Consider the following 18,950-nt stretch of genomic DNA (forward strand, 5'->3'; position numbering starts at 1 on the left):
ATGAAAGCTGTCGTTTACACGGAATACGGCCCGCCGGAAGTGCTGCGGTTTCAGGAAATAGAAAAACCCACCCCGCGAGACCGTGAGGTGTTGGTGCGGGTGCAGGCCACCACTGTTACCATCGGCGATACCATCATGCGCAGCCTCAATCTGCCCGTCTCGGGCTGGCAGAAAATCATGGGCCGTCTGATCCTCGGGTGGCGCCGGCCTCGGCGGCCCATCCTTGGCATGGAACTGGCCGGAGAAATTGAGGCCGTCGGGCGGAAAGTGACCCGCTTCCAGCCCGGTGACGCCGTGTTTGCCTCAACCTTCGCCGTCCATTTCGGCGGCTATGCCGAATACAAATGCCTGCCAGAAAATGGCATGCTGGTCCTCAAACCCGCAAACCTCACCGCCGAACAGGCGGCTGGCGTACCCGGTGCAGGCATGACGGCCTGGCATTGTCTCCAGAAGGCAAAGATCCAGCCTGGGCAGAAAGTGTTGATTTACGGTGCATCCGGCGCGGTGGGAACCTATGCGGTGCAAATTGCCGGCCGCCACTTTTGTGCGGATGTGACCGGGGTGTGCAGCGGTGCCAATGCGGGCCTGGTCCAATCCATCGGGGCCAGTCAGGTGCTGGATTACACCCGGCAGGATTTTGCACTGCCCGATCAAACCTACGACGTCATCTTTGATGCGGTCGGAAAACTTTCCCCTGCGCGGGGCAAAGCGGCGCTCAAACCTGGCGGGGTCTATCTCAATGTCCATGCCGATTCAGACGGCGGCGAAAAGCGCGAATATCTGCTGCTGCTCAAGGAGCTGATCGAGGCGGGCAAAATCAGGCCTGTCATCGATCGGGTCTATCCCTTCAGCCAGATCGTGGAAGCCCACCGCTACGTGGACACGGGCCGCAAAAAAGGCTGCGTCGTTATCCAAATCGCCCAGCCTCCTGCCAAGCCGTGTCAACAGGAGAGTTGACCCTCCAGAAATGGGCCGTTGAATTCGGCGTTTTGTGCGTGTGATCTCTGATCACGGCGGCCAAGGCGGCCTTTCGATAAATTGTCATCGGGCGCCGCACATTCTCATATGGCGGCAGCATGAACCGGCTGAAAGGCTCACATGAAAGCAAAGTCAAGCGAACCCGAACCCCAATCCACTCCAGATCAACCCGCGGTCTATGAAATCCGAATCATGGGGCATCTGGACAGTCAATGGGCAGACTGGTTAGGCGGCCTGACCCTCACGCTGGATCAGGATGATACCCTCATCACCGCTGTGGTGGCAGATCAAGCTGCGTTGTTTGGGCTGCTCCGAAAAGTGCGCGATTCTGGCTTACCGCTCCGATCTGTAAACCGGATGGCCGCCCCAGCGGACCGCCCCGAGGATCCAATTGAGTAAAGGATAGAAAGCCCACAGCCCTCACGATCTGCGCATGGCCCGATCCGCCAATCCCGCCAGATCCTCAAAGCCTGCCGTGTTCAGGGCGATTTGCTGCGTGGCCCCACTCACCTGGATATGGGCCAGCGCGTGCTGGAAGCCCTCAACGCCACCGTACACGTGTGGCTGGAAACCCTGCAAGGTCAGGTGGTCTTTAATGAGGTCGGCGCCCACACCGGCCTGGAAGTGATGGGTGACCTGCCGCGCCTGCTGCGGGGCTGACCGAGCAGACTTTTTCCATGCGTGCATGTCCAGAACAGTTGATTTGGCGGCATGAGAACCATCTCATGTCCGCCTCTTTTGCTTTTTCCCCATGACGACTTGGATCCCAAATGCTTTTGCTACAGGGAACGGGTTGCTCTCTTGACAGATCCCGCGAAAACGGTATAATCCACACAACTTACCGACCGGTCGGTAACTCAATCAATCATAATGGTTTTTCAGGAGACTGAAATGGAGCCGCGTCAACGCAATTTAATCCTTACCGTTTTGTTTATCGGCGTTTTGATGGGCGCACTGGACATCGCCATTGTCGGCCCAGCCTTGCCCGCCATCCGCGCTCAGTACCAACTGAACGAGCGCTCTCTTTCTTGGATCTTCAGCTTATACGTGCTGTTCAACTTGATCGGCACCCCGCTGATGGCCAAATTCTCGGATCAGTTTGGGCGGCGCAGCATCTACGTTCTGGATGTGGCCCTCTTTGCTGTTGGTTCGCTGGTGGTGGCCCTGGCCCCCAGCTTTCCTTTCGTCCTCATTGGGCGCGCCGTGCAGGGTTTTGGCGCAGGGGGCATTTTCCCGGTCGCCAGCGCGGTGATTGGCGATACCTTCCCGGCCGAAAAGCGTGGCGGCGCCCTGGGCCTCATCGGCGCAGTTTTCGGCCTGGCCTTTCTGATTGGTCCCATTTTAGGTGGCGTCATCCTCTCGCTGGCCTCCTGGCAATGGCTGTTCTTAATCAACCTGCCCATCGCAGCGGTGGTGATGATCTTGAGTCTCAAATATCTCCCCGCAACCCGCCCCGCCGAAAGCAAGCGTTTTGATTGGGCAGGCGCCCTCACCCTGACCTTGATGCTGGCCAGCCTGGCGCTGGCTGTCAACCAGTTGGATGTGCAGCGCTTCTTCGCCAGTCTGATTTCCATCACGACCCTGCCCTTCCTCGCGGCCTTTGTAGTCTTGTTTGTCATTTTGACTCGTTTTGAAAAAACAGCCGAAAACCCAATCGTTCCGCCCAGCCTTTTCGACCGCCCACAACTGCGCCTGACCTATGCCTTATCCGCGGGCGCAGGCTTTGCCGAGGCCGGGCTGGTCTTCCTCCCCTTGCTGGCGGTGATCTCATTGGCAGGGTCGGGCATTCAGGAAAAAAACGCCTCCTGGATGCTGATGCCCGTAGTTTTGGCCATGGTGGTAGGCTCGCCCACCAGCGGGCGCATGCTCGACCGCTTCGGCTCCCGCGCCGTCATCTTGGCCGGCACCAGCCTGTTGACGGTTGGCATGGTGTTGGTGGGTCTTTTCTCCAGCAGCCTGGCCATGTTCATCTTCTCCGGCGTGCTGATTGGTCTGGGTCTTTCGGCCTTGCTGGGCGCGCCGCTGCGCTATATCATGTTAAATGAATCCCGTCTGGAGGAACGTTCCGTAGCCCAAGGGGTGGTGGCCATTTTCTCCAGCGCCGGGCAGCTTTTGGGCGGCGCGCTCACCGGTGCGATTGCCTCCTCGCGCACCAGCGCTGGCGGAGCAGGCGCGGGCTACAGCCTGGCCTTTCTGGTCATTGGCGGGATCAGCCTGTTTTTGGCGGTGACTGCGCTGCAATTAAAGAGTCGTAAGGCAGAACAGGCCGCCGTTCAAGCGCCTCAGACAGCCGGGTAGACAGCCCCACGGAGGAAACCGCATGGAATCAACAAACGATGCCGGAATGCGCCATAAGATCTTACAAACAGCGGCCGCCTTGTTCACCGCGCATGGGTACGACGGTGTTTCGATGCGCGAATTGAGCGAGGCCTGCGGTCTCTCAAAACCGGGGCTGTACTACTATTACACCGATAAGGAAGCCCTCTTCCTGGCTGTGTTGGAAGACCATCTCAGTGAGCTTTCTGCGCTGCTGGACCGGCTGGAAGCTCAGGCGGGGAGCGCGCGCGAAAAAATTGCCGCCTTCATTCATGCTGTGCTGGTGGAATTCCCAGCGGAACAGCGCGCCGTCACCCGGCTGGCTTCTCAGGAGCTTGGCAAATTGAGCGAAGCCAACCGCCTGTCCTTCAATCACCAGTACGAGGCGCACTTCACGGGGCGTCTGGCCGGGCTGATCGCCGCCGGGAAATCCTCCGGCGAGTTCCGTCCGCTGGATGCGCAGATGAGCGTGTGGGCCTTGCTGGGGTTGATGTACCCATTCTTCAATGTGCGTTTTCCCATGAAAGGCATGGACTCCGCCGCGGCAGCGCAGCTGGTTGAGACCGTCTTTTTCAACGGCATTTCCGCTGGGGATGGGGCGGTTGGATAAACGATCTTGGATTGCGCCCAGGTGCGCCCTCTGCCCCGGCAGCGCACCAGGAGATGGAAACCGGCAATCGGATGGATGCCATATGGAACATAGGAGTGACAGGGATGCCAGAAAATGTACGTGTTTGGGTTGAGGTTGTGTTCAATGTGAGCTATCTTGTGGTCATCTGGGGGTTGGTGCTCAGGATGACGCAGCGGCGCGGCGAGGTGGCCGAAGCAGACCGCGCGGTTGCTAACCGCCTGCGGTGGGCCTTTGCCCTTTTGGCCCTGGGGGATACCGGGCACGTGGGCTTTCGCGTGGTAGCCTACGCGCTGGGTGGGTTGGAAGCCAACCCCGCGTTGGTGGGCCTGGGGGCGCTTTCCACCGCCTACACAGTCACCCTGTTCTACATGCTTCTGGTGGATGTCTGGCGGCTGCGCTTCCAACACAGTTTGGGCTGGTTTGGCTGGCTGCTGCTGGCCGCCGGCACTGTGCGCATGCTGGTGATGGCCTTCCCACAGAACCAATGGCAGCTGATTGTGCCGCCCTACGACTGGAGCCTGCTGCGCAACGCCTTCCTCGTTCTGCAAGGCCTGGGGGTCATGGCGCTCTTCTTCCGCGACTCAGCCCGGGCGGGCGACCGCACCTTCACCGCGGTGGCCTGGATGATCGCCCTGTCTTTCGCTTTTTACACACCGGTCATCCTGTGGGTGGGGCAGCTTCCACTGCTGGGCATGCTCATGATCCCCAAGACCTGCGCCTACATCGCCGTCGCGGTGATTGCCTACCGCGCGCTTTATCCGCGCCGCCCAACGCTGGCAACAAAACCCGCCTGAGAACACCCTGATCTGCAAAATTTAAAGCTAGCCGCCGCCCCCGCCAGCACATTGGCGGGGGCGGGGCGATTAATGAAATTGGCAGAGGGCGAATACCGACAAGCTGGGAGTGGAGCAGGCGCATTGAGGCGGCTTGGGTTCGCCGAAATCCACTGAATCCATTGGAGCCTGCGGTAAAGAAACGGTGTGAAATCATGGATAAGGCCATCTTCTCGGAGTGAGGATTGGGAATTTTCGGCTGACCTTATGCATCGCCGCTAATCCGCCTATCTGCAGAAGTTGCCTCAGCGTATGTTCTATGCTATCCTCTCAGTAGAAAGAAAAGTGCTTGATGTTCAGTTCAGATCAATCACAGGGCTCATCATGCGTCTTTCGAAAGCTCCCCGCCCAACAATTGGCATACTAGCAGGCTGGCAGTTCTACCGCACGGCTACAAATTTGAGCTATCTCATGCCCATATTTCGAGGGATGAGCCGGGCGGCCCAAATTTTAGATTGCAATGTATTATTCGGCTGCGGAATTGGCCCTTCTGCGAGCCCCAGTGACCCCTACCGTCCGGCGTGGCCAGAAGCTGCGGATGAACAGGATTTTGTGCCGATCGGCCCGTGGAATGTACACGCTCTCATCGTTGCCGCTCCCTTACATTCCCCGGCCCGAGCGAAATACCTTCAACAGCTTCGTTCCGCCGGACTGCCTGTTTTATTTATCGGTTCTGGCGAGCCAGGGCCAACCATTCAGGCGAACAATACGGCCGGAATTTTTGCGGCCGTAAAGCATCTTGTAGATCATGGGCGCCGGCGAATAGCCTTTCTGGCGGGCTCATCGGATGATCTGCTAGGGGATTCGGGACAGCGGTTGAATACGTTTCGGCAAGTCAGTGCAGATTTTGGCCTGCCGCAAGATAACCGCCTGATCGTGTATGGCCGGCATGTTTATGATGGGGGTTTTGCCAGCGCCCAGCAAATCCTGGCCAGCGGGGCAGATTTTGAGGCGTTAATTGCCAGTAATGATGAATCGGCGATTGGCGCAATGGATGCATTAAGTCAGGCTGGCCGGCGCATTCCAGAAGATGTGGCTGTGATTGGTTTTGATAACCGCCTGGAAGGAGCGGTACACCAACCTGCTTTAACCAGCGTCCATGTCCCGCTGTTCAATATGGGATATCAGGCGGTAGATCAAATGTACCGGCACCTTACCTTGGAGCAGCCTTTAGCGGAATCTACCGAGGTAGATTCCTATCTGGTCATTCGATCGTCTTGCGGTTGTGGAGGGGGCACCTCCACGCAAATGTCCATCACCACACAGCAGCCCTTATTCCAGCAAATCGCCTCAAAAATCCAAAAGCAAGCTTTTGACCTTTCAGAAAACGAAACGTTGACCTTATGCCAAAACCTAACCGAAGCGTTTGAAATCAGCTGCAATTCAGACAGCAGGGGTGCATTTTTTGCGACATTGGACGATGTGTTAGAGCGCACTGTCAAAAGCCAGGACGGGGCTCACATCTGGCAGGATGCGATTTCGATGCTGGGAATGAGTCTCAAGGAATCTGATTCCGCGCCGCTCGGCCGCGATATGCTGGATGAAGCCCGCGTAGCCATCAGCGCGCAAATGCAGCAGCAATACCGACAGCATGTACTGAATGAACGCTGGAATTCGAGCCGATTAAGCTTGCTCACGGCCCGTTTGTTAACTGCGCTGGAAGAAAAGCAAATTTATGAGATTCTTGCGCGCTATTTGCCAGATTTAGGCATTGAGCTGGCAAATGTAATTATTTTTGAAGGCGAAGGGGATGACCCGTTTGCCTGGAGCGTTCTGCGCAACGCACTCAACGCCGAAGAACCCATGAGACGTTTCCGAAGTCAGGATTACCCGCCTGAAGGACAATTCTCTGAGGATTGCTCCTACCAGCTCACGCTTGTACCGCTGACAGATCAAACCGGCCAAATTGGTTTTATGGTATTCGATACAGGGCAGTTGAATTTGTTTGGCGCAATTGTCCAACAATTAGGAAGCGCCCTGAATACCGCCCGTTTATATCGGCAGGCCACTGAAGCGCGTCAAGCCGCCGAAGAAGCCAATCGCCTTAAAAGCCGCTTTCTTTCTACAATCAGCCATGAATTGCGCACGCCGTTAAATCTGGTTGTTGGTCTCAGCGGGTTATTGCTAGAAGAAGGTGACGAGGAATTTTCCTCCCTGCCAGAGCGCACGCGCCGTGATATTGAGCGAATTTTTGCCTATGCCCAATATCTCGGCGGACTGATTAATGACGTCATTGATCTGGCATCCAGCGGGGCGGGTCGGCTTCGCCTGCAATGGGAAGCCGTGGATCTCAATGAAACCCTACGCATCATTTCAGATAGCGGCGCCCAGCTGGCGCAGGATAAGGGGTTGAAATGGCGCACCGAATTTCCTGACGAACCAATTTGGGTGTGGGGTGACCGTACGCGCCTGCGTCAGGTGACTCTCAATCTGGTCAGCAATGCAGTCAAATTCACCGCGCATGGTGAGGTTTGCCTAAAACTGACGCGCGCAAATGGTCAGGCTCGAATATCCGTACGCGATACCGGCTTAGGCATCCCTGAGGAAGAGCGGGATCGCATCTTTGAGGCTTTTCACCGCTCAGAGCGCAGTCTGGCAGGCGGTTACCCTGGCTTGGGGCTGGGTCTTTCGATCTGCAAGACCATCATCGAAATGCATGGGGGTCAGGTCGGCGTTCAATCAAGCGGCGTAGAAGACCAGGGCGCAGAATTTTGGGCTGAGCTGCCTGAATTCACAGCACACGAAACCCAACAGCCCAAAGTGATCGCGGCAGAGGAAGAAAAAACCATTCTGCTGCTGTTCCAATCCCCGGCAGACCACCAATATTTACGAGAGCGTTTGCATCAGGAGCAAGTAAAACTGCAAGAAGCTCCTCTGGATCAACCCCAGGAATGGCAAACGCTTTTAGCAATTTCCCCGCCGCAAGCCATTGTGTTAGAAATTGATGACAATTCCAATCTTGCCTGGCGTGCCATGAAGATGATCAAAGGCCTGCCCTCTGTACAGGACATACCTGTCATGTTTTACAACACTTCGGCCCAGGGCGAATCCTTACTCAAACTCGATTATTTAACCAAACCCATAGAGCCAGAAGTTCTTCTACGCGCACTTGATCAAAATCTGACCCTGGCCGAACCTGAAGCCCAAACGGTGCGCACCTTCTTGGTGGTGGACGACGATATCAACACTTTGGAAATGCATGCTCGCCTGTTGCGTTTACATTCGGACGCAAACCGTGTGCTGGCAGCGCAGAACGGGCGCGAAGCCCTTAACCTCTTGCTTAAAGAAAAGGTGGACCTGGTGCTTTTGGATTTGCAGATGCCAGATATGGACGGTTTTGCTGTCCTGCAAGCCATGCATGAAGCCCCCTGGACGCGCAACATCCCGGTCATTGTTATTTCAGGTAAAGATTTGACCGAAGAAGATCTGGCTCGCCTAAACGAAGGTGTTGCGGTGGTGCTGCGAAAGGGAATATTTGCCGCCAATGAAACCATTTCGCATATCAATGCAGTGCTGGAGCGAAAACGCCGCCTGAGCATGGATGCACAGCGCCTTGTACGAATGGCCATGTTGTTCATTCATGAAAATTATACTCAACCGATCACACGCAGTGACATCGCTCGACACATCAACATTGCCGAAGATTACCTCACCTTCTGTTTCCGACAAGAATTAGGTACCACCCCGATCAAATATTTACAACGCTATCGGATCCATCAAGCTAAAAAGATGTTAAAAGAAACCACGCTCAGCGTGACAGAGATCGCTTTGGCTGTTGGGTTCAGCGACAGCGGATACTTCAGCCGCGTTTTTCACCGTGAAACCGGCTCACCCCCCGAAACCTTTCGACGTATTTAAATCCTTAGCCCTGATCCATTCTTCGCGACTGCCCCAGATTGTGCGATCTTATGATCTTCACAATCTGTAAGGCTTTCTATTCATTCAACCGAAATTTAGCGTAAGTTTCTGGGGGCTATCTTTCCGATCCACTGGATTCTATGTTTTATCCATTCATTTCTCGCTTTTCTCCAAGACCCCGCCGCGCCCTTTACCGTATTGTTAACCATGTGCGTCTCAGTGCGTCAGGACACAATTCACTTAAATTCTTAAAAGGAGAAATACTGATGTCCAAAAAAATGTTTTCATTCTTAAGTCTGTTGGTGGCGTTTGCCATCCTTCTGGCTGCCTGCAGTTCCCCCGCAGCTACTGGATCTCAGACGGAGCCGGCCGCCGCTGCGGGTGGCGATAAGGTGACTTTGCGCGTGCTGGTTCACCAGAATCCGCCGATGGTCGCTTTCATGGAAACCTTCAACCAGAAATTCCAGGAAAAGCACCCCAACATCACTGTAGATATGTCCGTTGTGAACGCCAACGACCTCAGCACTGTTTCGCAAACCCGCCTATCGGCCAATGATATCGATGTGCTGGATATTTTTGGCTTCGCCAACGGCGCCCAGCCCTACATGAAGATGGTTGATTCCCCCAACTGGCAGCAATTGATCGAAGCCGGTCTGCTGATGGACCTGACCGGTCAGGATTTCCTCAAGAATTACGATGAAAACGCCATTAAGGATGCAGGGTCCTACAATGGCAAAGTCTATTCCATCAATCTGGGGCGCGTGATCTACAGCGGTATTTATTACAATAAGCAGCTCTTTGAAGAAAACAAAATCGCTGTCCCCACCACCTGGCCTGAGCTTGCGGCCGCCTGTGAAACCTTCAAAGCGAACAATATTCCCTGCATGACCGCCGGCGGTAAAGATGGCTGGCCGATTTTCGTGGGCGCCTATGGGCTGATCGGAGCCATGTACCCCGATCAAGCTGCGCTGGTTGAGGGATTGTGGAACGGCACCATCAAATGGAACGATGCGAAATCCCTGGAAATGTGGACCAAGATGCAGGTTTACGCTCGCGACATGATGGAAGAAGGCGCCAGCGGTATTGCGGGCGATGCCGCCCCCGGCCGTTTTGCCTCCGGTGCGGTAGCGATGTTCCCCGGCGGCAGTTGGTATGCTCCTGCCATTGAAGCTGCGCAGCCCGCGTTCGATTGGGGTTACATCCCCTTCCCCGGCTCCGATACTGCTGCGGATAACCAGTACTGGTTCGGCAAATATGACCAGGGTTGGGCGATTGCTTCCAATACCCCCAACAAAGACGCTTCCGTGCTGTATCTGAAGGAGTTCTCTGACCCCGCTAACTATCAGGCATTTGTGGATGCCGTTGGCTTCATCCCGACCCAGCCCACTGCAAAACTCAACACCAAGATTGGGGCGGATATTGCCCCCTTCCTCGGAAATTTCCGCGTGGGTTATGAACAGTACTGGATTGCGCCCAAAGGTGCTGGCCAGTTCGCGAACCCTTGGGCGTCTTATTTCAAGCCGTTCGGCACGGATGACGACCCCAAAGTTTTGGCAGATAAAGTGCAAGCCGATCTGCAGGCTGGATTGGACGCTGTAAAGTAACAGGCTTCTCTCCCATTGGGCTTCCTGCTTCGGCAGGAAGCCCAATCCTTAGTTTAGAAAGGAACAGGTGCTGTTATGTCCTATCATTTTGGCCGCGGAAAGTCGAAGTGGATCCCTTACCTAATGCTTTTGCCGGGGCTTCTATTCTACTTCTTAATTGCGCTTGGTCCTTCCATGGCAACAGCTGTCTATTCTTTTACGGATGCCACTGGAATTAAGGGCGCTCCGATTCGGTGGATTGGCCTGGATAACTACCGTGAGTTTCTCTTCATGGGGCGCGCCTCGGTGGACAACCTGGCGGCTCTTCAAAGAACTTTGATCTTCTGCGCTGCCGTCACCTTGATCCAATTCACGATGGGTCTGATCGTGGCGCTTCTTGTGAATCAAAAACTCAGAGGGACGAATATCTTCCGAACCCTCTATTTCATGCCAGTCATTCTGGGCGTGGTGATTCAAGGTTTGATGTGGTCGCTCTTTCTTTACCCGCTGGGCGGCCCTGCTGCCAAGCTGCTTTCACTGCTCGGAATGCGTTCAGAATTTCTGGGGGGGCAGCCTGCCGAAGCATTTGCATGGGTCATCTTCATTCAGATTTGGGCTAACATGGGCACAACCATGATGATCTTTATTGCGGGCCTGCAAACCATCCCTAGCGAGATGTATGAGGCTGCTCGCATTGACGGTGCAAACTCCTGGCAGGTTTTCCGCAATGTCACCTGGCCCCTGCTCACCCCAAGTGTGAATACCAACCTGCTGCTGAACATCATCGGCAGTTTACAGGCATGGCAGCTCTTTTTGGTGCTGGTTGGCTATCGAAATGGAACGCAGGTGCTTGGGTATCTCATCTACGCTACTGGCTTCGGGCAGACTTCCGGCAGCGTCAGCAGCAGTTTCCGTCAGGGTTACGCTGCGGCTGCTTCCATCATTCTGTTCCTGCTGGTTCTCGTCATCGGCATGTCGGTGCAATATATTCTGCAGCGCAGGGAAGCGAGGATTTTAGGATGACCTCCCAAACGAAAGGGTTTCGAAAAATAAACTGGAGTAAGGTGGGCTCGTATGCCATCTTGATTTTGCTTGCGGTACTCTACGTGGGGCCGCTCTTCATGCTGGTCAATACCTCGCTAAAAACCATGCCGTCGTTCATGAAAGATGCCACCAGTTTGACGACATCTCTTAATTTTGAAAATTTCAGCGAAGCCTGGACCAAGGCCAACTTTCCCAAGTATCTGCTGAATTCCGTTCTCTACACAGTCGCAGCGACAACCATCTACATCATCACGGCTGTTTTTGTGGCTTTCCCCATTGCGCGCAAGTACATCAAGTTCTCTGGAGCGGTTTTGACCCTGTTTGTCATTGCCCTCTTTTTGCCGCCTGCGCTCATCCCGCAGTTCCAGCTCATCCTTAATTTGGGCTTATATAACAACCCCATTGGATACATCATGCTTTTCATTGTCAATCCAATTGGAATTGTGATTTTGGTTAACTACATCAAAACTGTTCCCAAAGAGTTGGATGAAGCGGCTGCCTTGGATGGCTGTGGCTACTTCCGTTTTGTCTGGTCGATTGTGCTTCCATTGATCCGTCCGGCCATCGCCACCGTTGTGGTGATGCATTCCATCGGGATTTGGAACGAGATCATTGCCCCGACCATTTACCTGACCAATAAAGATTATTATCCCATCACACGCGGGTTAATCGTCTTTCAGGGTGTGTACGGCAGCAACTGGCCCACTTTAGCCGCCGCCGTTCTTCTGCTGACCCTGCCCATGCTGGTTTTGTTCCTCGTTCTGCAGCGCTACATTGTCTCGGGGCTGACAGCCGGTGCGGTCAAGGGTTAGACTTTTTTCCAGGAAATTTGCATGAAACGCATTTCCGTCTTCACATTAGCCCTCATCTGCATCAGCCTGGTTGTGAGCACTTCTGGCTGTGCGCAGGCTTTGCTTGCACCCACCCCTACCCCGGCTCCAACGGCCACGCCCATCCCCCCGCTGGAGGGGTGGACCCTCGTCTGGCACGATGAGTTTGACGATGCGCAAATTAACCGTCAAAACTGGACTTTTGACCTGGGCGGAAACGGTTGGGGCAACGGAGAAATGCAATACTATACCGACCGGCCCGATAATGCCCGGGTCGAAAACGGCCTTTTGGTGATTGAAGCCCGTCAGGAAAAATATGAAGGCTCTTATTACACCTCGGCCCGCTTAAAAAGCCAGGGACTGCAGGAGTTTCAATACGGACGGCTGGAGGCCCGCCTGAAAGTGCCGGAGGGAAAAGGATTTTGGCCGGCGTTCTGGATGCTTGGCTCCAACTTTCCTCAAGCGGGTTGGCCCGATTGCGGTGAAATTGACATTATGGAATATGTCGGCAAAGATCCAGACTTGATTATGGGCACGCTGCACGGCCCAGGGTATTCGGGCGCTCTGGGCCTTAGCAAGTGGAATCGTCAGACGTATAACATTGCCGATGACTTCCATACTTATGCGATCGAATGGGACAAGGATCAGATTACCTGGTTTTATGACGGCAGCGCATTTCACACGGTAACCCGCGAGGATGTGGGCGACCGCCCGTGGGCATTTGATCAGCCGTTTTTCTTCATCCTGAACCTGGCGGTTGGCGGCACATTGGGCGGTATGGTCAGCCCACAGACCGTATTTCCGTCTCAATATCTGGTAGATTATGTTCGCGTTTATGAAAAGCTGCCCTGAAACGATCTTCTTTGACGATTTCACTGCGCCGTATCTCAATCGAGATCGTTGGAATATCGAAATTTCAGGGAATATCCACAACCAGGAGCAGCAAGCCTATGTGGATTCAATCGAAACGGTATATGTTTCGCAAAATGAGGTGGATTGTGAAGGCGCTCTGGTGATCCAGGCGCGCTGCCAACCAGGCTTCTGTACACAGCAAGGCGACGTATTCGACTTTATCTCTGGGCGGATTCATACTCGCGGGAAGGTTGCTTTCCGGTATGGGTGTGTTTCCGCCCGGTTGAAGATGCCAGCCATTGAAGGGCTGTGGCCTGCCTTTTGGGCGCTGGGCACTTCGCGCGCATGGCCTGCCTGCGGTGAAATTGACATCATGGAGACGGTCGGTGAACCCGACTGGATCAGTGCGGCTGTACATGGAACGAATTTTTCTGGGGAAGCCGCTCTGGTAAATAAGAAGTATTTCTGCCCGCCCCACAATATCGCTGAATGGCATGTGTATGCCGTCGAGTGTTCACCTACCGGCCTGTCCTTCTTTGTGGATGAAGAACTGATCTATCGAATTACCCGCCCAATGGTAGATTTTTTTGGTCCTTGGGCCTTTGATGTGGATAAATTTATCATTCTCAACCTTGCGCTGGGCGGCACGTATCCGTTTAAAACCAACGGGGTACTCCAACCCTATTACGGCCTTCCTGCTCATTCTGTGCAGGCAATTCAGGCCAATAAGGCTCGCTATGTGGTAGATTGGGTTAAAATAACCACGCTGAAGCGCGATGGAGAATAAATCACATGCCCTCAAAATACGCACCGACTTATCTTGGCGAAAGCTTGCTTACCCCCCCACCCGTTGAACCCACCGGGGGCTACGTTAACGTCCTTGGCGAACCATTTTACAGAATCCAGCATTACGATGCCATGCCGCCCTTCTTCATGAGCATCGTCAGCGGTGCGGATCATTGGCTGTTCATTGCTTCAACCGGCGGGCTGAGCGCTGGGCGGGTGAATGCTGAGCATGCGTTGTTCCCCTATTACACCGAGGATAAGCTCACCGAGAACAGCGAAACCACGGGGGTGAAAACCATCTTACGGGTGACGCGCGGTGGCCAAACCTGGCTTTGGGAGCCGTTTTCCATTCGGCAGCACGGACAATATCAAGTTGAACGCAATCTCTACAAGAATATCCCCGGAACTGCTCTGATCTTCGAAGAAATCAATCATTCTCTGGAGCTGGTGCTGCGCTATGCCTGGCGTACCAGCGACCGCTTTGGTTTTATTCGCACCGTCTGGCTGCGGAATATCAGTCCCTTAAAAACCCCCTGTGATGTCGAATTGCTGGACGGCTTCCAAAATATTCTCCCGGCAAACATCAGCTCGGCCACCCAAAACATCTTCAGCTGCCTGCTGGATGCTTACAAGCGCAGCGAGCTGGACGAAGAAACCCACCTGGGGTTGTATGCGTTGAACTCTCGCCTGACAGACCTGGCGGAACCCAGCGAATCCTTGGCCGCCAATGCGGTGTTCCAGGTCGGTCTAAAACCCCTGCATGTGCTGCTTTCTTCCAAACAGTTAGATCATTTCCGTTTCGGGGGAAGCCTGGAAACCGAGACGGAAGTTCGAGGTGTGCGCGGCGCATACTTCGTTCACGCTAAGCTGCATTTGGAAGCCGCCCAAGAGGTCAGCTGGTACCTGGCAGGGGATGTTCACCAGGATCACGCCGCTTTGGCGCGGCTGCGAGATTTTCTGAAGACATCCCCGGAGGCCCAGCAGCAGGCCATTGAGCAGGATATTGACTTCAGCATGTTTAACTTGCAAAAAATTGTGGCGAACGCTGACGGTATTCAGGTTTCTGATAAACTGCTTGCCAGCACCCACCATTTTGCCAATGTGCTGTTTAACGTCATGCGCGGCGGCATTTTCGCCCAATCCTACTGGATCGAAAAATCTGACCTGCTGGAATATGTTGCCGTCCACCAGCACAGCCTGCCAGCGGATCACGCTGAGTTCTTTGAAAGCCTGCCCAAGCGCTTCACCCTCGCGGAGCTGCGCGCCCGCGCCGCTGAATTGGACGCCCCCAACCTGCGCCGCTTGCTGAACACCTATTTACCCCTCACCTTCAGCCGCCGGCACGGCGACCCCAGCCGCCCGTGGAACCGGTTTTCCATCAACCTCAAAAAAGCTGACGGCTCTCAGCGCCTGGATTATGAGGGCAACTGGCGCGATATTTTTCAAAATTGGGAAGCGCTGGTCTATTCCTACCCACAATTTGTTGAATCTACATTGGATACTTTCTTATGCGCCACCACCGCGGACGGCTATAACCCCTACCGCATCAGCCGCGCCGGGTTAGATTGGGAAGTCCCCGAAGAGGGCAATCCCTGGGCCAATATTGGCTACTGGAGCGATCATCAAATTATCTACCTGCAAAAATTGATGGAAGCCAGCGACCATTTTCACCCCGGAGCGCTGCGCCAGCGGTTGAACTTGCCCGTGCTGAGTTATGCGAATGTTCCTTACCGCATTAAGCCCTACGAAGAATTGCAGAAAGACCCTTACAACACCATTTCCTTTGACCACGCCCTGCACGAACGCATTGAGAAGCTGACCCATCAGCACGGCAGCGATGCGCGTCTGCTGACCGCCCCGGACGGCAGCGTGATGCATGCTTCGCTCACCGAAAAGCTGCTCACGCTCGTGCTGGCCAAGCTGGTCAACTTCGTCCCCGAAGGCGGGATATGGATGAACACCCAACGGCCGGAATGGAACGATGCCAACAACGCCCTGGTGGGGTACGGCCTTTCGGTGGTCACTCTGGGCTACCTGCGGCGTTTCCTGGCCTTTTTCCGTCGCCTGATGGCAGAAGAAAAGGGCGAATTTGCCCTGCACCGTGAAGTGGCGGATTTGCTCCAGTCCATCGCCGAGGTTCTTGAGGCCTTCAGCCCCGCCTTGGGCGGCGAATTCACCCCGGAGCAGCGCCGTGGGATGATGGACGCGCTGGGCCAGGCGGGCAGCAGCTACCGGCTGCACATCTACGATCACGGCCTGAGCGGAGAGCTGCGCCAGGTGCCGGCGGGCGAAATAAACGCCTTTCTGGCCGCCGCGCAAGACTACGTGGAACACAGCCTGCGCGCCAACCGGCGCACAGATGCGCTCTATCATTCTTATAATTTGCTGCGCCTCGAGCCGGGCTGCGCCCACGTGGACCGCCTGTATGAGATGTTGGAAGGGCAGGTTTCCATCCTATCTTCTGGCCTGCTGAACGGCGAGGAATCCCTGGCGCTTTTGGAAAGTCTGCGCCGCAGCGCGCTTTACCGCGCGGACCAGCACACCTACATCCTCTATCCCGATCGGGTTCTGCCCGCTTTCCTCAAAAAGAACACGCTGCTGCCCGAACAGCTCAGCCATTTACAGCTGCCGGCCCGATTGATCGAAGCTCAGGACACCCGCCTCTTTACCCAGGATCATCACGGCCTGTATCACTTTGGCAGCGGCCTGCGCAACCTTAAGGACGTCCGCACAGCGTTGGAGGCCCTCAAACGCCAGCCCGAATTTGCGGCGCTGGTGGATGCGGAGAGCGGCGCGGTGGAGCACGTATTTGAATCCACCTTCCGCCACGCCGAATTTACCGGGCGCTCCGGCACCTTCTTCGCTTATGAGGGTCTGGGGAGCATTTACTGGCACATGGTGTCGAAACTGCTTCTAGCCGTACAGGAAACCTGCCTGCGCTTTAGAGATGAACCAGAAGCGGAAAAGCTGTGCGCCTTCTACCGTGAGGTGCGCGCCGGGCTGGGCTATCAGAAATCGCCCGCCGAATACGGCGCCTTCCCCTCGGATCCCTATTCGCACACCCCCAAAGGGCGCGGCGCGCGCCAGCCGGGGATGACCGGCATGGTCAAAGAGGAAATCCTCACCCGCCAGTTGGAAGTGGGTGTGCGCTTTGAAGAAGGCCGCCTGGTCTTTGATCCCTTCCTGCTGGACCCCGCGGAACTGCTCTCTTCGCCCCGCGCCTTTAACTATATGGATGTTTTCGGTGAACAGCAGACCCTGCACCTGCCGGCCGGCACGCTGACCGCTTTTGTCTGTCAGACCCCCGTAACGGTTCAATTTGGCCGCCGCGATGAAATCGAAATTCACTTTGCGGACGAAACCTCGCGCAAGCTCACCGGCCTGCGGCTAGATGCCGAGGCCAGCCAGCACATTTTCTGGCGCGACGGCCAAATCAGCCGCCTGGTGGTCACCTTTGCCCGCCCGGAGAAATGAGGAAGCCGTAGAAAATCAAAAAGAACCCGCCCTGGATCTGCAAAGGCCCAGGGCGGGTTCTTTTGAGGCTGGCAAAACCCGGCCGGCTGCTCTGCGCGTGAATTCTAGGGTAACACTCGCGGCTCTGCGGGACGGTGGGTATTTGGAAAATTTGGGTTCAGACGGCCGCTTTCCGATAGTACGTCACCCAGGCCGGGGAAGGGTGGTTGGCGCCGTTGCCGTAGACAATGTGAACCTCGGGGCTGCGCAGTTTCAGCTCGAACTGCTGGAAAAGCAGCGCGGTGATCACCGCCATCTCGTTCTTGGCAAAATTCATGCCGGTGCACTTGTGCACGCCGCCGCCAAAGCCCACAATCGAAAATGGATTCTTTCCTTCGCCGCGCTCGGGCGACCAGCGCAGCGGATCGAAGCGCTGCGGGTCGGTGAAGACATCGGGCAGGAAATGCGAGTTGGCCGCGTTGACGATCACCCGCCAGCCGCGCGGCAACTGGTAGCTGCCCATGCTCAGCGGCTCTTCCACCGTGCGCATCTGCAAATCAGCCGAAGGACGGATGCGAGTGGTCTCGTCGATCGCCCAGGAAATATAGACCAGCTGGTTGATTTTCTCCTGATCCAGCGCCTCACCCGCCTTCAGCGCGGCATCAAGCTCCGCCTGAACCCGGCTCAAAGTTTCGGGGTGCTGCAGCAGCAAAGTGACCAGCCAGGCAGCCTGCCCGGCGGTGGTTTCGTGCCCGGCGAAGAGCAGCCCGGTGAAGATGCTGACGATGGTCGAGTCGTCCATGAAGCTGCCGTCCTTGAGAGGCGTCTGCAGCAGAGTGGTGATCAGGTCATCGTAGCGCTCGGGGTGTTGGCGGCGCGCATCAATCAACCCCTGGAAAACTTTACGGATGGCGGCTTTCGCCCGGTCGCGGCGCTTGAACTTGGGCAGCGGCCAGTGCGGCGGCAGGAGCGGATCCAGGGAGCGGCTGATATCGCCGTACAGCGCCCAGAACTCAGCGCCTAACTCACGCTCGTAATCGGGGCCAATCAAAGCCCGCCCGGCCACAAACTGCGTCAGGCGCAGCATCTCGGCGGTCACGTCCATTTCACCGCTTTGGCCCAGGCCGTCCAGCCAGCGCTGCACTTCGATGTTCATCGCCTGAACGTATTGGGTCATGCGTTCGCGCCGGAAGACTTCCTGCAGCACCGGGCGCTGGTTGTAGTAGGTCTCTTTATTGGCCGTAAACAGCACCTCACCAATCGAGGCCTTGAGAAAGGTGTAAGCCTCCTGCATGTTAAGGCTGCGGTCGGTCTGCGTATAAACGATCTTATTGTATTCAGCTCCGCTGACCACGGCGGCGTACTGCGGGCCAAGTTTGATGCTGAAAATGTCACCGTGTTCGGCATGTCCGCGCCGGAACAGATCCTCGCGGCTGCGCATCATTTCCAGGGCGTGGCCCAGAACGGGTAAACCGCCGGATACCAGCGGGGGGGTGGTTGGGTTCATATCAAGCTCCTTATATTACCCATTATAGTCAGATCAAGTGCAGCTTCAAAGCTTCTAGTAATATGTTTGATTACGTCAGCTGCTGCCCAACCTGAGAGAGCAGCACCCTCAACGCGCCGTCCGCCAAAGGCGTCTCCGGCGAGAATCAATGGTGAAAATCGGCTCAGGATCATGCAGGGGCTCTCATGGATACGAATAGGTTGAAGGGAACGCCAGCCGTGAACCTTTAACCCAATCCCATCGGATCCCAGCCACGGCGCCGCGTCTAGAAGCAATTCA

General features: G+C 55.6%; 14 protein-coding genes. 13 read left to right on the forward strand and 1 reads right to left on the reverse strand.

Annotated elements, in window-relative coordinates; all coding sequences use genetic code 11:
• From ADN01_RS16630 to ADN01_RS16685, 13 genes are all read left to right on the forward strand, one after another.
• Entirely contained in the window at positions 1-957 is a 957-nt protein-coding gene (locus ADN01_RS16630; protein ID WP_062419161.1) for an NAD(P)-dependent alcohol dehydrogenase, read from the forward strand.
• Between the two features lie 141 nt (positions 958-1,098).
• Positions 1,099-1,377: a hypothetical protein gene (locus tag ADN01_RS16635; RefSeq protein WP_062419162.1), complete on the forward strand. Its 279-nt coding sequence runs from the start codon at positions 1,099-1,101 to the stop codon at positions 1,375-1,377.
• A gap of 90 nt (positions 1,378-1,467) precedes the next feature.
• Positions 1,468-1,638 (forward strand): hypothetical protein, encoded by a 171-nt coding sequence (locus tag ADN01_RS19745; protein WP_160318454.1) that lies wholly within the window; start codon positions 1,468-1,470, stop codon positions 1,636-1,638.
• Between the two features lie 231 nt (positions 1,639-1,869).
• Positions 1,870-3,276, forward strand: coding sequence for an MFS transporter (locus ADN01_RS16640; protein ID WP_062419163.1), 1,407 nt, complete (start codon positions 1,870-1,872; stop codon positions 3,274-3,276).
• 22 nt (positions 3,277-3,298) lie between these two features.
• A complete protein-coding gene (locus ADN01_RS16645; protein ID WP_062419164.1) occupies positions 3,299-3,904 on the forward strand; it encodes a TetR/AcrR family transcriptional regulator in 606 nt (201 codons plus the stop codon).
• Positions 3,905-4,008: 104 nt separating this feature from the next.
• Entirely contained in the window at positions 4,009-4,719 is a 711-nt protein-coding gene (locus ADN01_RS16650) for a hypothetical protein (RefSeq protein WP_062419165.1), read from the forward strand.
• A gap of 291 nt (positions 4,720-5,010) precedes the next feature.
• Complete coding sequence (locus tag ADN01_RS16655; RefSeq protein WP_082142891.1) at positions 5,011-8,616, forward strand: substrate-binding domain-containing protein; 3,606 nt, start codon at positions 5,011-5,013, stop codon at positions 8,614-8,616.
• Positions 8,617-8,756: 140 nt separating this feature from the next.
• Positions 8,757-10,220 (forward strand): ABC transporter substrate-binding protein, encoded by a 1,464-nt coding sequence (locus ADN01_RS16660; protein ID WP_082142892.1) that lies wholly within the window; start codon positions 8,757-8,759, stop codon positions 10,218-10,220.
• A 75-nt stretch (positions 10,221-10,295) separates the two neighbouring features.
• Positions 10,296-11,222 (forward strand): carbohydrate ABC transporter permease, encoded by a 927-nt coding sequence (locus tag ADN01_RS16665; RefSeq protein WP_062419168.1) that lies wholly within the window; start codon positions 10,296-10,298, stop codon positions 11,220-11,222.
• A gap of 41 nt (positions 11,223-11,263) precedes the next feature.
• Entirely contained in the window at positions 11,264-12,055 is a 792-nt protein-coding gene (locus ADN01_RS16670; RefSeq protein ID WP_062419169.1) for a carbohydrate ABC transporter permease, read from the forward strand.
• Positions 12,056-12,076: 21 nt separating this feature from the next.
• Entirely contained in the window at positions 12,077-12,925 is an 849-nt protein-coding gene (locus tag ADN01_RS16675) for a glycoside hydrolase family 16 protein (protein ID WP_062419170.1), read from the forward strand.
• Positions 12,909-13,712, forward strand: coding sequence for a glycoside hydrolase family 16 protein (locus ADN01_RS16680; protein ID WP_062419171.1), 804 nt, complete (start codon positions 12,909-12,911; stop codon positions 13,710-13,712). Before ADN01_RS16675 ends, ADN01_RS16680 begins: the two co-directional genes overlap by 17 nt.
• Positions 13,713-13,843: 131 nt before the next feature.
• Positions 13,844-17,185 (forward strand): hypothetical protein, encoded by a 3,342-nt coding sequence (locus tag ADN01_RS16685; RefSeq protein ID WP_062419172.1) that lies wholly within the window; start codon positions 13,844-13,846, stop codon positions 17,183-17,185.
• Positions 17,186-17,342: 157 nt separating this feature from the next.
• Here ADN01_RS16685 and ADN01_RS16690 read toward each other — a convergent pair whose 3' ends face one another.
• Positions 17,343-18,671: a cytochrome P450 gene (locus ADN01_RS16690; RefSeq protein WP_062419173.1), complete on the reverse strand. Its 1,329-nt coding sequence runs from the start codon at positions 18,669-18,671 to the stop codon at positions 17,343-17,345.
• Positions 18,672-18,950: the final 279 nt, after the last annotated feature.

This window comes from Levilinea saccharolytica (genome assembly GCF_001306035.1).
Lineage (GTDB): Bacteria > Chloroflexota > Anaerolineae > Anaerolineales > Anaerolineaceae > Levilinea > Levilinea saccharolytica.

Coding starts and splice junctions, on each gene's coding strand:
- ADN01_RS16630 (WP_062419161.1), top strand. CDS start 1: ATGAAAGCTGTCGTTTACACGGAATACGGCCCGCCGGAAGTGCTGCGG.
- ADN01_RS16635 (WP_062419162.1), top strand. CDS start 1,099: ATGAAAGCAAAGTCAAGCGAACCCGAACCCCAATCCACTCCAGATCAA.
- ADN01_RS16640 (WP_062419163.1), top strand. CDS start 1,870: ATGGAGCCGCGTCAACGCAATTTAATCCTTACCGTTTTGTTTATCGGC.
- ADN01_RS16645 (WP_062419164.1), top strand. CDS start 3,299: ATGGAATCAACAAACGATGCCGGAATGCGCCATAAGATCTTACAAACA.
- ADN01_RS16650 (WP_062419165.1), top strand. CDS start 4,009: ATGCCAGAAAATGTACGTGTTTGGGTTGAGGTTGTGTTCAATGTGAGC.
- ADN01_RS16655 (WP_082142891.1), top strand. CDS start 5,011: ATGTTCTATGCTATCCTCTCAGTAGAAAGAAAAGTGCTTGATGTTCAG.
- ADN01_RS16660 (WP_082142892.1), top strand. CDS start 8,757: ATGTTTTATCCATTCATTTCTCGCTTTTCTCCAAGACCCCGCCGCGCC.
- ADN01_RS16665 (WP_062419168.1), top strand. CDS start 10,296: ATGTCCTATCATTTTGGCCGCGGAAAGTCGAAGTGGATCCCTTACCTA.
- ADN01_RS16675 (WP_062419170.1), top strand. CDS start 12,077: ATGAAACGCATTTCCGTCTTCACATTAGCCCTCATCTGCATCAGCCTG.
- ADN01_RS16680 (WP_062419171.1), top strand. CDS start 12,909: ATGAAAAGCTGCCCTGAAACGATCTTCTTTGACGATTTCACTGCGCCG.
- ADN01_RS16685 (WP_062419172.1), top strand. CDS start 13,844: ATGCCGCCCTTCTTCATGAGCATCGTCAGCGGTGCGGATCATTGGCTG.
- ADN01_RS16690 (WP_062419173.1), bottom strand. CDS start 18,671: ATGAACCCAACCACCCCCCCGCTGGTATCCGGCGGTTTACCCGTTCTG.